At 46.5% G+C, this 15138-nt stretch carries 10 protein-coding genes; 4 read left to right on the plus strand and 6 right to left on the minus strand.

The genetic code is table 11. The annotated features are described in order from the left end of the window. Positions 1-3: 3 nt before the first annotated feature. Entirely contained in the window at positions 4-1566 is a 1563-nt protein-coding gene (locus HU824_RS11605) for a RagB/SusD family nutrient uptake outer membrane protein (RefSeq protein WP_176468933.1), read from the plus strand. 585 nt (positions 1567-2151) lie between these two features. On the opposite strand, the gene HU824_RS11610 is transcribed toward HU824_RS11605, so the two are convergent. Next, on the minus strand, positions 2152-2955 hold the full coding sequence (locus HU824_RS11610) for a ThuA domain-containing protein (protein WP_176468934.1): 804 nt from the start codon (positions 2953-2955) through the stop codon (positions 2152-2154). Between the two features lie 35 nt (positions 2956-2990). Further along, entirely contained in the window at positions 2991-5456 is a 2466-nt protein-coding gene (locus HU824_RS11615) for a glycoside hydrolase family 9 protein (protein WP_176468935.1), read from the minus strand. 1203 nt (positions 5457-6659) lie between these two features. Here HU824_RS11615 and gdhA point away from each other — a divergent pair. Both gdhA and HU824_RS11625 read left to right on the plus strand, forming a co-directional pair. Further along, entirely contained in the window at positions 6660-7997 is a 1338-nt protein-coding gene (gene gdhA, locus HU824_RS11620; protein WP_136010301.1) for an NADP-specific glutamate dehydrogenase, read from the plus strand. Between the two features lie 199 nt (positions 7998-8196). Next, complete coding sequence (locus tag HU824_RS11625; RefSeq protein WP_136010302.1) at positions 8197-9360, plus strand: Xaa-Pro peptidase family protein; 1164 nt, start codon at positions 8197-8199, stop codon at positions 9358-9360. Between the two features lie 196 nt (positions 9361-9556). Here the strand turns inward: HU824_RS11625 and HU824_RS11630 are convergent, their stop codons facing one another. Together HU824_RS11630 and ruvA are read right to left on the minus strand one after the other, a co-directional pair. Next, positions 9557-10549 carry a DUF3843 family protein gene (locus tag HU824_RS11630; protein ID WP_176468936.1) on the minus strand — a complete coding sequence of 331 codons (993 nt, stop codon included), beginning with the start codon at positions 10547-10549 and terminating at the stop codon, positions 9557-9559. Then, positions 10546-11148 carry a Holliday junction branch migration protein RuvA gene (gene ruvA / locus HU824_RS11635; protein ID WP_176468937.1) on the minus strand — a complete coding sequence of 201 codons (603 nt, stop codon included), beginning with the start codon at positions 11146-11148 and terminating at the stop codon, positions 10546-10548. Before ruvA ends, HU824_RS11630 begins: the two co-directional genes overlap by 4 nt. 195 nt (positions 11149-11343) lie before the next feature. On the opposite strand from ruvA, the gene HU824_RS11640 reads away from it, so the two are divergent. Continuing rightward, positions 11344-12243, plus strand: coding sequence for a diaminopimelate dehydrogenase (locus HU824_RS11640; protein ID WP_176468938.1), 900 nt, complete (start codon positions 11344-11346; stop codon positions 12241-12243). A 143-nt stretch (positions 12244-12386) separates the two neighbouring features. Here HU824_RS11640 and rseP read toward each other — a convergent pair whose 3' ends face one another. Next, the gene (gene rseP, locus HU824_RS11645; RefSeq protein WP_136010307.1) at positions 12387-13718 is read right to left on the minus strand and encodes an RIP metalloprotease RseP; all 1332 of its coding nucleotides are present in this window, start codon (positions 13716-13718) and stop codon (positions 12387-12389) included. A gap of 111 nt (positions 13719-13829) precedes the next feature. Beyond that, complete coding sequence (locus HU824_RS11650) at positions 13830-14975, minus strand: 1-deoxy-D-xylulose-5-phosphate reductoisomerase (protein WP_176468939.1); 1146 nt, start codon at positions 14973-14975, stop codon at positions 13830-13832. Positions 14976-15138: the final 163 nt, after the last annotated feature.

Raw genomic sequence — 15138 nt, forward strand, 5'->3', positions numbered from 1 at the left:
ACAATGAATAAGATATTAAAGGTATTGGCTTTGGGTGCGATGGCTTTGTCGACCACAGCTTGTTCAGATTTTCTGGAAGTGAATCCAAGAACTCAGGTGTCGGAAACTGAATTTTACAAGACGGAAGAGGATATGATGAAGGGCTTGTATGCCGTGATAAATGAAATGCAGACCCGTATGCCGGAGGTTTGGTCTTACTCTTCTTTGCTGGGTGATGAGTCCGAAACTGGTGGTGGTATCGGTGAGGGGTCTTACAAGACGAAATGGGATACTTTTACCTATGACGCGACTTCTTGTTTTGGTGCATGGGGATATGGTTCTTGGTGGAATGAGTGGGATTTTGGCTTGTTCAATGGAGTCATTGCTGCCAATCTGTTGATTGACAAATTGGCCGGATGCAATCTCAGTGCAGACTTTGTCAATTCAATTTCTGCCGAAGCGCGCTTTTACCGTGCCATTTTCTATTACCATCTGTTTATGGGGTATGAGCAATTTCCACTTATCAAACATTATCTGGCAGCCAGTGAAATGTATAGCGTTGCCAAAGGAACCCGTGAAGAAATTTATGAGTTTATGATGGGTGACTTGGATGACGAAGTGACTAAGTATCTGCCCCAGCGCAGTGCTACACAGCAGGGACGCGTTTGCCGGGATGCTGCCAAGCTGCTTCGTGCCAAAATTATTTTGTTCCATCGTGATGAGACTAAATATCAGGTGGCATTGAATGACATGAAAGAAATAATCACTAGTGGAAGATACCAGTTGAACCCTGATTATCAGAACTTATGGGTGAAAGATGGAGAATGGTGTGCGGAATCTGTCTTTGAGGTATGTTATGCTGGTAATAACTCCGGTGAAGGGTTTGGTCTTGCACGTTCTTTGGGTGGTCGTAACATTGTTGACCCGAGAAGTGCCGAGCAGGGCGGATTGGGCGAAGGTTATGGGCAGAACACTATGCCGAGTACTGTTTACAATATGTTTAAGGAAGGCGATACGCGCCGCGAGGGAACAGTCATTGTCTATGCGGACGAGGCTAAGAAAGTGGCAGAAATGGTGGCCAAAGGTGAACTACCGGCAGGAAGTGTTTTCCAAGTCAGTGACCAGCAGGAAAATTACGAAGGTCTGGGGCACTATAAGATTCATCCGAGAAAGGAGACGACGTCTACGGTGAATCCTACGGATAACTATTATAATTCTTGGCGTATTTACCGTTATGCCGATGTTTTGCTGCTGGCTGTGGAGCTTGATGTGCGCATCAACGGAACTGCCAGTGCCGATGCGCAAGGTTGGTTCGACCAGGTCAGAGACCGCGCTTTCAAAGACAAAGAGCATCGTATCAACTTGGCGGGAAAGAGCAAGCAGGAGTTGTTGGATATTCTTTTTGAAGAGCGTGGGTATGAGTTTATGGATGAAATGCAGCGTTGGTTTGACATTCTGCGTTTCGATAAAGGAACAGAGATTTTAGGTAACAAAGGTTGGACGGAGAAGTTCAGGTATTTTCCAATTGACCAGTCGGAAATGGATAGGGCTAAAGGCGGTTTGACGCAGAACCCAGGCTGGTTATAAGTTTAGATTGGTTTTCTTTCTGAAGAGTCCCGGTATTTCCTTTGGGAATACTGGGATTTTTATATGTGGGCAGTGGTGGTATCTTTCACAGAGTTTATTTCGGCAAAACATCTGTCATGCTGTTACGCGAAGAGATTATTCTTTTTGATTATAAGTTGATTAAAGCGTGATGGATAAAAAACACTACAACCATCCATCACGCTTTCCAACTTTTATAAAAGATGGTATGCATACTTGTTTCGTGGGTCGTTGAAATAGTTATAATCTTAGTTCTCAGTATGAAACTTTTAGTTTCAAGATTAAATATGGAAAGTTTTGACGAGTAAGACTATTGGTTTCAACAAGCAAAACCAAAAGCTCCTTGCGATGAAACCATTCGTTTCAAAGGTTAAAACTCTTGGTTTCGACTATGGGAAACTATCATTCCAACTTGTCGGGACTAGCAAGGGTATTTACTTAAAACAACCGAAACAGATACTTTTCGAAGGAAAAGTATCTGTTTCGACATAAAAGTGTTATATTTTGGAGAAGATTTGAAGAATACTATCCTATTTTATTCTTTTGATTACTGTTATGGGAACTGTTTCATTTGAGGAACGGGTCACCGTTCTTGTCTTTGCTCACTACCCAGCGGAAAGCATTAACCAATAGCAGGTTCTGTGTACCGTCGATAAACTCTTCGTCACCATGCCCCATATTCAGGTAAATCATTCTGTAATTCTTGTTGGACCATACGATGGGGAAGTCGCCAAAATTCACTACATCCTTGATACCCAGTGGATAGTTCTTGGGAGATAGGGACAAGAGTACTTCTACGTCCTTGTTCTGGCGGGGGCTGGGAGTCCATTGGTACCATTCGCTGGCGGGAGCCACGAATGATGCAGGCAGATTCTTGGTAACGGGATGTTCTTCGTTGTCGACTTCGACCAATACCGGCTGGGGAGGCCAGTTGTTGCAATAGAACACCCCACCACCAAGAAACTTAACGAACCAGGGCCAATGCGTGTTTTTGTCGTTGTAGGCAGCTGCGTGGAAGCCTATCCAACCGCCTCCGTTTTCCATGTATTGCTCAAAAGCATCGCGTTCGGCCTTGGTGTTGGGGGATGTGTTAAGCATGATAATGACATTGTATCCTTTCAGTTTCTCGTATGGGTATTTTGAAAAATCGGTAGTAATATCCAGAACAAAGCCGTCACCGTAATTGAGCTTCTTGAAGAAAGTGGTTGCTTGTTCTGCAAATTGTACGTGTGCTTCTTCCGCATGTTGCGTGTAGTAAATCAAGGCCTTGAAGCGGGGAGCCTTGGCATAGTTTGCGGGATAACCTTCGGGAGCTTGTGCATACGTCAGAAGGGTGCAAGCCGTGAACAATAAAATAAGCAGATGTTTCATAATTTGTAATTTGTAAGTTATTAATTTTCCATTATCTAATATTCCGCAATCAGAGACAGCCATTTGCCTGCCGAGGTAACCCATACCTCTTTATAACAGGCATTGTTGGTTTGCGGCCAATAGGGGACATCGTCGTTACCCAGGGTACGGATACCAACGGGCATCTCTCCTGTCATTTCTCCCGAAGAGAAGGTATTCAGTTGCGGATAGTTGTGTCCTTCTCCATAAATCAAGGATTGTCCGAAAGGATTCTTGCCTACGGTCCAGTACAACTGTTCCAGACCGATGTTGAGCAGTTCCTTGTCCTTCAGGAAGTTTCCGCAGATGGCGGCGGACTTTCCGTTGGAAAGATGGATGGCGGTATTGCCGTTGAAGATGTTGAACCACACGGGGAAGCGTTTCATGTAGTGCTCTTTGTCCAGTTGTACTCCTCGTTTAATCTGTTCCGTGTACAGTTCCTTGGCATTGGCAGGTGGAAACAGATGGAGAGCATAGAAGTTGGTGGTATCTTTATATTCCTCCGCATGGTAAACACCGCTTGGAATCATGCCGTAGGGATGGGTATACTTCATTATTCCTTTCAGATAGTCTCCATATAGTTGTATGGAATTCACCCATTTGGGGTAATCGGGGTGTTCCTTCTGGGTTTCGCAAAGCATCACCATGGCCTGCATATAGACCTGCTCGCGCGACTGGTGTATGTAATGTACGATGGATTTGCGGGATTTGTCCCGGTAGAAGAATCCGCGTGTCTTGTCTTTGTCTTTCAGCGGTTCCGTACGCTGGCAGTCGAGGGTGTAGCGGATGTATTCGGTGGCGATGTCCGCATAAGAAGGATTTCCGGTCAGCTTGTATAATTGGCTTGCCGACCAGGAGATGGTAGCCATGTACTGGCTTTTCGAAGTATTGTAGCTGTGTTCGTAAGGCTGGATGAACTTGTCGAAGCCGTCTTTTTTGAACTTCTCCATGGCAAAAGCGAAATCTTCTTCGGCCACGCGCAGCAGATATTCCTGTAGCATCGGGTCGTTGTCCAGCGTCATGGCGGCGTAAGCTTCGTATCCGGCATAGAGGAAGTTGTCGAATGCCATGTTCTGTACACGTACGGAAGAGATGTCATCCAGTGTGTTGAACACACCGTCTTGCCAGATTAGCAATCCCATGCTGCTGGCACGGTAGCCATCACCGTAGCGGTTCTTCAGGATAAACTCTATTCCCCATTCCGCTTCTTCACGCAGGCGGGCGGCGAGGGCGGGATTGATGTTTCTTTGTTTATTATAGGCTTCGAGCAGGGCAAAAGCCACATCTCCCGTCTGCAGGGTCTGCTGGGACAAATCGCCCGCATCGTGCCATCCACCGGAGTAGGAGATACTGCGTCCGTCATGCCGGGACATCAAGTCTGCGTGGCAGGAGGCATGCTTGCCGGGAACCGGATGCCCGCAGCGTTGGCAAAAGATGAAATTCAGCACTTTCCATTGTGAATCTTCCCAAAGCCGTTCTCCAATCCGAAAGGCAGGGGTCAATGAATTGCCGGCTTTCAGCCGATACTCTCCGGGAAGGTCGAAGGAGGTGAAGTCGATGAGACCGAATCGTCCGAGGGTGGTTGTCTCTTCCCGGATGTCTCCTTCGTAAGCCACTTTTCCGTCCGTGGTAAGCAGTTGGAAGCGTTTACCGGCATCTATGGTGACGTTTGTGTTGATAAGGGCGGTTTTAGGGTGATTGATGGCATAGCCGGTTGTCGAATAGGAGATTTTTCCATCGGCGGGTATCCATCCGCTGACTTTCTCGGGGGCTTTCACTGTTTGCAACTGGAGGTTGTCTAAGTAGTAGGTTGCTGAATCTCCCGTTGTCCGGTCCTTGCCTTTGAGGGCTGTGCTGAAGCTTATGGACATTACTTTATCGCGTTGATACTCGTCTATTTCGAGGAAACATTGGTTCCACTCCTTGTTGACAAGGTTGATAAGATGCGAACCCGAAGGTGGATTGTACCCTTTCTTGGCAGGAGTATCTGCATTATGGAATGTGAGGTTCATGTTGACGATACGTGCCCCGTCGCAGTCGGGGTAGATGGAGAATACAATGCGGTTGTACTTCTCCAGATTGGCACCATCCAGATGGTAGGTGACACTGCTGTTTCCATAGGTGGCATAGTCGGGGTCGGAAGGAGATCCGGTCGCTCTTTTTCCGGTAGAGGTAGGGAATTGCAGCTTGATGCTGCCTTTTCCGGAAATGCTCTTTTCCGTACTGAAGGACATGCTTCCTGCGCCGGAATGACTCCATCCCTCTGTACCTGCCGAGCAGGTGAGGGGAGCGCTTTGCAGGACCTCCTTTTTCCAGCCGTTGGCTTCGAAAGAGTTTTCAATATCCAAGGGTAGGGGTTGATGTATCAGTCCGCTTTCGTGGAGTTGCCGTTCCAGTTTGGGGTCTTGGGTCAAACGTGTCTGACCGTATGCGGCAATATTGCCGAGAGATAAAAGGTATAAAAATAATAATGTCTTTCTCATGTTGATGTCAACCTTTGGTTTCGGTTGCAATGTTAGCCATTATTAGGCAAAACAAGGTTTGAAAACTGTCATAAAAGCTTTAAAAGCTATCTGAAGTAGAGGAAATATGAATTCCGTTAGATGTATAATCCCTATGATGCGTATCTTGATTTTAATAATAATGTTGTTGCCATGTTCGCTTGGTGTGTGTGCATCTGCAATAGATAGCCTTTTGTCTGTTCCACTATTTTGGTTAACGTTGGAACAACGAAAAATACCGGTATAGAAGTATCTCTGGATGGTGATATCCTTACTAAGACAGCAGTGGAGTGGACGAGCGGAATCAATTATTCTTATGGAAAGACTAAATTGACCAAACTTTCTAACGATATTTACAAGGAAAGCTGCAAGCAATGATGTTAAATGGGTCATATACCTCTATCCGGAAGATTTTGTTAATGGAAAGACACTTGCCGATGGCTTTTGTCTCTAATCGGAATAATTACTTGAAATGAGTTGCGTATAGTAATAAAGATGTTAAATGACCTATTGGCGGAATGAGATTGGGGATATCTCTTTTCAATCTTGCGGATATATGTCCCAAGGCTTGGTTTTTCTATCCCAAGCCTTGGGATAGAAAAACCAAGCCTTGGGAAGGAGTTATCTCTTAGCTCTTCTGTTTTTTAGTATTGGCTTCCGGGATTTTTAGTACTAAGTCTTAGTATCTTTTTTGCCAATGTCCATCACTGGAGAGTTTGGATTCTCTTTTTGCAGATATCAGTTCCGCCAATGAGTATAAGTATAGATAAAAAGTAGAAATATGAAAAAAGTAATAATTGCTACATTGCTCTTTACGATGCTACATTCTTGTATGGGGTGTAGTGATAATCAGAATGACATAGAGTCAATTGAAGTTAGCAATTGGAAAGGCATAGTCCGTGAGGATTGTGTCTTTTTTCGTAAATTATTCGTCATTTCTTATTTTTTTATTATAATTTTCTATATTTATACCGTTATAGCGAACTGTAGACAGAGTACGAGAAGAATAGACCGTTTAGGTATGAATAGAGGATGTCGGAGTGACATTTTATCATTCTTTAATCAAAATCTAACCGTAAAGTTTAGCTATTTTGAAAAGTTTTCCTATATTTGCGGTGTTATTCGTTGACACTTTGCTTGAATAACGTTTAGTTAACAAGGTAATAACCTTTAAAACGTAATATTATGAATATCGAACGTATCATGGCCTCTTTAGAGGCAAAGCACCCCGGCGAGTCTGAATATCTTCAAGCCGTAAAGGAAGTTCTTCTTTCCATCGAAGATATCTATAACCAACATCCTGAGTTCGAGAAAGCAAAAATTATAGAACGTCTGGTCGAACCTGACCGTATATTTACTTTCCGCGTTACGTGGGTGGATGATAAGGGTGAAGTTCAGACGAACCTTGGCTATCGTGTACAGTTCAACAATGCCATTGGCCCGTACAAAGGTGGCATTCGTTTCCATGCTTCCGTAAATCTCTCCATCCTCAAGTTCTTGGGCTTTGAGCAGACTTTCAAGAATGCTTTGACTACATTGCCTATGGGTGGCGGTAAGGGTGGTTCCGACTTCTCTCCGCGCGGAAAGAGCGATGCTGAAATCATGCGCTTCTGTCAGGCTTTCATGCTGGAATTATGGCGTCACCTTGGCCCGGATATGGATGTGCCTGCCGGTGATATTGGCGTAGGTGGTCGTGAAGTGGGATATATGTTCGGTATGTATAAGAAGCTGACTCGCGAATTTACGGGCACATTTACCGGTAAAGGACTGGAATTTGGCGGTTCGTTGATTCGTCCTGAAGCAACAGGATTCGGCGGCTTGTACTTCGTGAACCAGATGTTAGAAACTAAAGGTATTGATATCAAGGGCAAGACCGTTGCCATCTCCGGTTTCGGAAACGTGGCTTGGGGCGCTGCTACCAAGGCTACCGAACTGGGTGCCAAGGTGGTTACCATCTCCGGTCCCGACGGTTACATCTACGACCCGAATGGCATCAGTGGCGAAAAGATAGATTATATGCTGGAACTTCGGTCATCGGGCAATGATATCGTGGCACCGTATGCCGACGAATTCCCCGGCTCTACTTTCGTGGCAGGCAAACGCCCGTGGGAAGTGAAAGCGGACATCGCTCTGCCTTGCGCTACCCAGAACGAGCTGAACGGCGAAGATGCACAACGCCTCATTGACAACAAGGTGACATGTGTAGGCGAAATATCCAATATGGGATGTACGCCCGAAGCTATCGACCTTTTCATTGAAAACAAGATTATGTATGCACCGGGCAAGGCTGTCAATGCAGGCGGTGTGGCTACCAGCGGACTGGAAATGTCACAGAATGCCATGCACCTCAGCTGGAGTGCAGCCGAAGTGGACGAAAAACTCCACGCCATCATGCACGGAATTCATACTCAATGCGTAAAATATGGGACAGAACCTGACGGCTACATCAACTACGTGAAAGGAGCGAATATCGCCGGCTTCATGAAGGTGGCTCATGCCATGATGGGTCAGGGAATTATCTAAGAGAAAAACTTTGTTTAGTTGTATTTGTATTTGTGGTTTGTGCTGCCCTACGCCTGTGAAGGTATGGGGCAGTACTTTTTTTATTGAGAATGGAAAATTGGCCTTATGGCATGTTTATATAATGCAGTGCTATTCTTAACTTTCCATTCTCAATGAAAAAATTGTATCTTTGTCGCACGAAATCATAAATGACAAAGAGATGTTACTACCTGAATTGAAACTGAGACGTGATAAAATACGCTCTCTCATGGCTCAACAAGAGATTGATGCCGCTCTTATCGCTTGTAATGTAAATTTAATCTATACGTACGGACGTGTTGTCAGTGGTTATCTGTATTTGCCGTTGAATGCTCCTGCCCGTTTATTTATCAAACGTCCCAACAATATCAAAGGGGAACATATACATCTTATCCGTAAACCAGAACAACTCCCTGATTTGTTGAAGGAATGCGGCTTGTCCATACCTGCTAGATTGATGCTGGAGGGGGACGAGTTGTCTTTTACGGAATATAACCGTTTGGCTGCTTGTTTCCCTGAGACGGAGGTGCTTCCTTGTGGTACGGCCCTTATCCGGAAGGCCCGAAGTGTCAAGACTGGAATGGAGATTGAGATGTTCCGTCGTTCCGGCATTGCACATGCCAAGGCTTATGAACAAATACCTTCGGTTTACAGACCGGGAATGACAGATTGCCGGTTATCCATAGAAATAGAGCGCTTGATGCGTTTGGAAGGTTGTCTGGGCATTTTTCGTACATTCGGGCAAAGCATGGAAATTTTTATGGGAAGTCTGTTGGCAGGAGACAATGCCACTGTGCCTGCCCCCTATGACTTTGCTTTGGGAGGCGAGGGACTTGACCCGTCACTGCCTATTAGCGTAAACGGTGCACTGTTGAAGCCCGGTCATAGCTTTATGGTCGATATGGGAGGAAACTTTTATGGTTATATGGGCGACATGAGCCGCGTATTTTCCATCGGAAAGTTGCCGGAAAATGCATACGTTGCCCATCAGGTTTGTCTGGACATACAAGAGGCTGTTGTAGCAAAGGTGAAACCGGGAGCCGTTTGTGAGGACCTTTACAATCTTGCTGTCAATATTGTCACCAAAGCAGGCTTTGCCGATAACTTTATGGGAACCACTCAAAAGGCTAAGTTCATCGGACATGGTGTCGGTCTGGAAATAAATGAAATGCCGGTATTGGCTCCGCGCGTGAAGCAGGAACTGGAACCGGGCATGGTCTTTGCATTGGAGCCAAAGATTGTTTTGCCGGGCATCGGTCCCGTCGGTATCGAAAACTCTTGGGTCGTAACGGCAGATGGAGTAGAGAAACTGACGTTGTGCAAGGAAGAGATTGTGGAACTTTGATAATGGGAAAATGGATAACTGATAATTGAACTGTGCAGTGTGTTTCGTGAAACCGCATGGCAATTATCAATAATCCATTTTTTATTATTTGACCCTTCTGTTAAGCTGATTGTTCGCTTTCGAAGGTTTTGATTTACCAATTCGTTTACCGATTGGCTTGGTTTTGTTGTTTCGTTTGGGTTTTATTCCAAAATGATTATTCGCCTTCATAATATTCACGTAGATAATAGCGGGCTATGAAGTCCCAGTTTTGTTGCAGTATTTCTTTTCCTTTCGGGAAGGGGAGTTCCACGTCGGGTAGAATTCCTTTTGCCATTCCGTATTTCAGCAGGTCGAAGGGGCAATAGCCGGGTTGGCAGAACATATCATATCCTTCCGCTGCCGCACGCTTGGCATCATACATCGGGTTATGCGCTTCACGGAAGCAGGCAGCTACGTTGTGGGCTATGAGCATACCTTTGGTGTTGGCATAGATTACGAATTCCTTTTTATGCTCCAAGTCGGGTAGCAGTGCCGATGGTTTGTTTTCCCATCCCAGTATATCGACGAAGAAAGTACATAGCTCTTTATAGTTGGTGAAATATAGCAACGGTTTCCCTTTGCTGTATTCCAGGCAGCGGGAGGTCAGGTTGCCCAACTTGGTTTCCGGAGTGACTTCCGGAAGCGGAGTAATAGGCATGTCCGGCAAGTCGGTTCCCGTCACCCAAAGACAGGAGGATGCTTCTTCTCGGATGGGAGCTTCTTCAAAACGTGCGTCCATCAGTTTGTACACAGTTTGGCTCAGCGCAAGTAGCTCTTTGTCATAAGGGCTGAACAGGGTGTAGTTCTGGTTGGGAGAGCCAGGCTGTGATTTCAAGGTCCATAGTACGAATGCTATGTCTTCCGGATTTATTTCATCGGGCACGTAATTATCGGTCAGCAGATAAAACGGCAGATGAGTTCCGTATATTTTCTGGTGTGCTTCGGTGAAAAGTTTCCATCCTCCGTTTTGGGCAATGGCATCTTGAAAGTACATGCCGAGAGCAATGGCTGTATTGGCTCGCACGTGGCGGTCTTCCTTACAGAATAGGGGAGAGGCTTCGACGGAGGGTAGGATACTTGTGGCAAAGTCCAGATACCATTTGTCCGTTGGCAATATACGAGTACGTTGATTGGCCTTTAACCAATGTTGTATGTGGATTGTTGTCATAATCTCTTTAATGCCAGTTTGATGACTTGTTCTACCGGTGCACTTGGCTCTTCCTTCAAAATGGCAAGTACCACTTTTTGTGAGGGGGCTTGTGCAAAGCCCAACATGGTAAGGGCAGCTACGGCTTCTTCCTGTACTTGCGTGTTGGCGGCCGATATGAGAGTACCCATGGTTCCGGTATTGTCGGCTGCCACACTGCCGGTCTTGATTTTGTCTTTCAAGTCCACAATCACCCGTTGGGCAGTTTTCAGTCCGATGCCCTTGACTGTTTTCAGCAGATTGGCGTTTTCCGTGCTGATGACATTTATCAGTTCGGATGGCGAGAGTGCCGAGAGAATCATGCGGGCTGTGTTTCCGCCGATTCCTGACACGGAGATGAGCAGCAGGAATAGTTCGCGTTCCTGCTTGTCGGCGAAGCCGTAGAGGACATAGGCGTCTTCACGGATAGCTTCGTATATATATAGCTTGCATTCTTTTTTGCCTTGGATGGCGGCATACGTGTTCAATGAAATATTGACACCGTATCCCAGTCCGTTGCAATCTATTACTGCGGTTGCCGGACTTAGTTCGGCAATCCCGCCTTTGATGTATTCTATCATAATTTTTTTGCTTGTTGGCCTAAAATGCGCCTTGCGCACATATCATCTGCGAATGTATGAATTATTATTGGACTTTCACACACTAAAAAAAGAAAAACTGTGTGAAACAGCAGAGACTTTTGCCGATATAATAAATTAAAATGATTACTTTTGCGCCGATAAAGTAGAAAACTGATAAATAAATTCATAAAAAGAATGAAAAAAGTAAGAGCAGCCATTGTTGGCTATGGTAATATCGGGCACTATGTGTTCGAAGCCCTGCAAGTAGCTCCCGATTTTGAAATTGCCGGTGTAGTGCGCCGTGCCGGAGCTGAAAACTGTCCTGCGGAGCTGGGCGGATATCCCGTTGTGAAGAATATCAAGGAGTTGAAAGATGTGGATGTGGCTATCCTTTGTACGCCTACCCGCAAGGTGGAAGAGTATGCAAAGGAGATTCTTGCTTTAGGCATTCATACTGTGGACAGTTTCGATATCCATACGGGTATCACTGCCTTGCGCCGTACACTGGATGCAGAGGCTAAAAAGCATAATACGGTATCCATCATTTCTGCCGGCTGGGATCCGGGTAGTGACTCTATCGTCCGTACCATGCTGGAAGCTATTGCTCCGAAGGGCATTACCTATACTAATTTTGGTCCGGGCATGAGCATGGGACACACCGTGGCTGTGAAGGCCATCGAAGGGGTGAAAGCCGCCCTTTCCATGACTATTCCCACGGGAACCGGCATTCACCGCCGTATGGTGTACATCGAGCTGAAGGATGGTTACGAATTTGACCAGGTGGCTGCCGCCATCAAAGCCGACCCGTACTTCGTGAATGACGAGACACATGTGAAATTGGTTCCGAGTGTGGATGCACTGCTTGATATGGGGCATGGGGTAAACCTGACCCGTAAAGGGGTGTCCGGCAAGACGCAGAACCAGCTATTTGAGTTCAACATGCGCATCAATAATCCTGCCCTCACGGCACAAGTGCTGGTATGTGTGGCGCGTGCCGCTATGCGTCAGCAGCCGGGTTGCTATACAATGGTTGAAGTTCCGGTAATAGACCTGCTTCCGGGCGACCGTGAAGAGTGGATTGCTCACTTGGTATAAGGATACGAAAAAAGCAGATGACGTGTTTGGTTCAAACGCATCGTCGGCTTGTCCCGAACACATCATCTGTTTGATGCAAACGCATCATCCGTTCTACTGCGAATGGATGATGCGTTTTTTAGTACGCTCGGCAGTCCTTTTTTTTAGAAGAAATACCTTAGTATATCATTGAAGTTTGCCCAAATCAGCAAACCGAACAAGAGGAACATGCCTGCCATCTGTGCGCGTTCCATAAACTTGTCGCTGGGCTTGCGGCGTGCAATGATTTCGTAAATGAGGAATAAAACGTGTCCGCCGTCCAGTGCGGGGATGGGCAGAATATTCATAAAGGCAAGGATGATAGAGAGGAATGCCGTCATGTACCAGAACTGGTGCCAGTCCCACGTGGCGGGGAAAATGCTGCCGATGGTTCCGAAACCTCCGAGTTGCTTGGCTCCTTCCTTAGAGAATAGATATTTCATCTGGCCCACGTAGCCTTTCAGAGTCTTTACTCCCAAGGATATGCCGGCAGGGAAGGAGGAAAGGAAGCTGTACTCCTTGCGGACAACAGGGAGCAGTTTGTCGGTTTCCGTACGTGCTGCTACACCTATTTCATAGTCGGCATTGGTTATCATGCTCAAAGTATCTGTCACACCGTTACGGACGTATGTCAAGGTTACCTCATGGGATGCATTGGCTTTCTTGCGCTTCAGCATTTCTTCTTTGAAGTCGTAGTAGGCTATAGGCTTTCCATCCAAGTGGGTGATACTGTCACCTACTTGCAGGCCGGCGGAAGCGGCAGGGTATCCTACAATCAGGCTGTCCACTACATAAGGGAAACGGAAACTGGCGAAACGCACACTGTCTGCCAGCAAGCGGTTCATCATGTCTTCGGGGATGTAGACTGAAGCGGCTTTCCCGTCACGCAGTACGCTTACCTGACGGGCATCGACAATACTGGTCAGCAGGTCGCCGTCATAGCGTTCGAACGGTACCCCGTCGGCAGATATTAGAATATCACCGTCGCGGAAGCCTATGGATTTGGCAGTTTCGTTAAAGTCCATACCTAATGGGGCTTTTTGTACTGGTATATATTCGTCGCCCCAAGTAAAAAGTATCATGGAATAGATGAACAATGCGAGCAGGAAGTTGAACAATACACCGCCCACCATAATCAGCAGGCGCTGCCATGCCGGCTTGGCACGAAACTCCCATGGTTGCATGGGTTGCTTCATCTGTTCGGTATCCATAGATTCGTCTATCATGCCTGCTATTTTTACATAGCCGCCTAAGGGTAGCCACCCGATACCATATTCCGTATCACTGTGTTTGGGCTTGAACTTGAATAATGTGAACCAAGGGTCAAAGAATAAGCAGAACTTTTCTACCCGCGTCTTGAATAGACGCGCAAAAAGAAAGTGCCCTCCCTCATGAATAATAACGAGCAACGAAAGGCTCATAATGAGTTGCAGGGCACGAATCAAGAATGTTTCCATCAATTATTTGCTGTTTTACGATTTTTATAATTTTCGCAAAGGTACGTTTTCTTATTTAACGTATCAAATGAGTAGATGTTTTTTATAATTCTTTTCATTCCAATATATCTGTCAAATCAGTTCTTCTGCTATCCGTCGGGCTTCGGTATCCGTAGCCACATAGTCTTCATAGGTGGGCTTCTGCAAGTAGGATACGCGCGACATGGTCTTTTCTATTACGTCACTCATGCCAAGGAACGAAATTTTGTCTTGCAGGAAGGCGGCTACCACCACTTCATTGGCGGCATTGACAATGCAAGGCATGTTGCCTGCACGATGCAGAGCTTCGTAGGCCAGGGCGAGGTTGCGGAAACGGGTGGTGTCCGGTTGCTCGAATGTCAGTTCCGTGCACAGCTTGAAGTCCAGGCGCGGGAAAGAGGCTTTCAACCGGTCGGGGTAGGAGAAAGCGTACTGGATGGGCAGACGCATGTCCGGCATTCCTAGTTGTGCTTTCACGGCACCGTCCTCAAACTGTACCATGGAGTGGATGACGGATTGCGGATGTACCACGACCTCTATCTGGTCGGGACGTACACCAAACAGCCATTTGGCTTCGATTACCTCGAACCCTTTGTTCATCATGGAAGCAGAGTCTATCGTGATTTTGGCGCCCATGTCCCAGTTGGGGTGTTTCAGTGCTTGCACTTTGGTGACGGTTGCCAGTTGCTCCATGGTGCAGGTGCGGAACGGACCTCCGGAGGCAGTCAGTATCACTTTTTCTATTTGGTTGCCTATCTCACCGGCCAGGCACTGGAAAACGGCGGAGTGCTCGGAGTCGACGGGCAGGATGGGGACACCGCTGAAGCGTGCCAGGTCATTGATGAGCTCTCCCGCTACCACCAGTGTCTCTTTGTTGGCAAGGGCTATCGGCTTGCGGGCGCGGATGGCATTCATGGTAGGCTTCAGCCCTGCATATCCCACCATGGCGGTCAATACCATGTCAATGGGATTTTCGGTCACAATCTGGCAGAGAGCATCTGAGCCGGCATATACCTTGATAGGCAGGTCGGCAAGCGCTTCTTTCAGTTGCGTGTATTTCGATTCGTTGGCTATTACCACTGCCTCAGGCTTGAATTTGCGTGCTTGGGCTATGAGTTCCTCTACGCGATTGTTGGCGGTCAATACGTATGTTTCGTACTGGTCGGGATGTTCTTCGATGACCTGCAACGCTTGTGTACCGATGGAACCGGTAGAACCGAGTATGGCAATCTGTTTCATTACTATTATGCTATTTTACAATTTACTATTTGAAGACACTACTGTCCAATAAAAGTTAGCTAATCGGTCTTTGAAATTATTGAAATACAGTCTTTTAAGCAGTCCTTTAGAATGAAACGGATTTGAATTCGTAGCTTAGCGGTCAAATTGAAGGCCGCTTATG

It is taken from the genome of Bacteroides sp. L10-4 (assembly GCF_013373675.1).
Classification (GTDB): domain Bacteria; phylum Bacteroidota; class Bacteroidia; order Bacteroidales; family Bacteroidaceae; genus Bacteroides; species Bacteroides muris.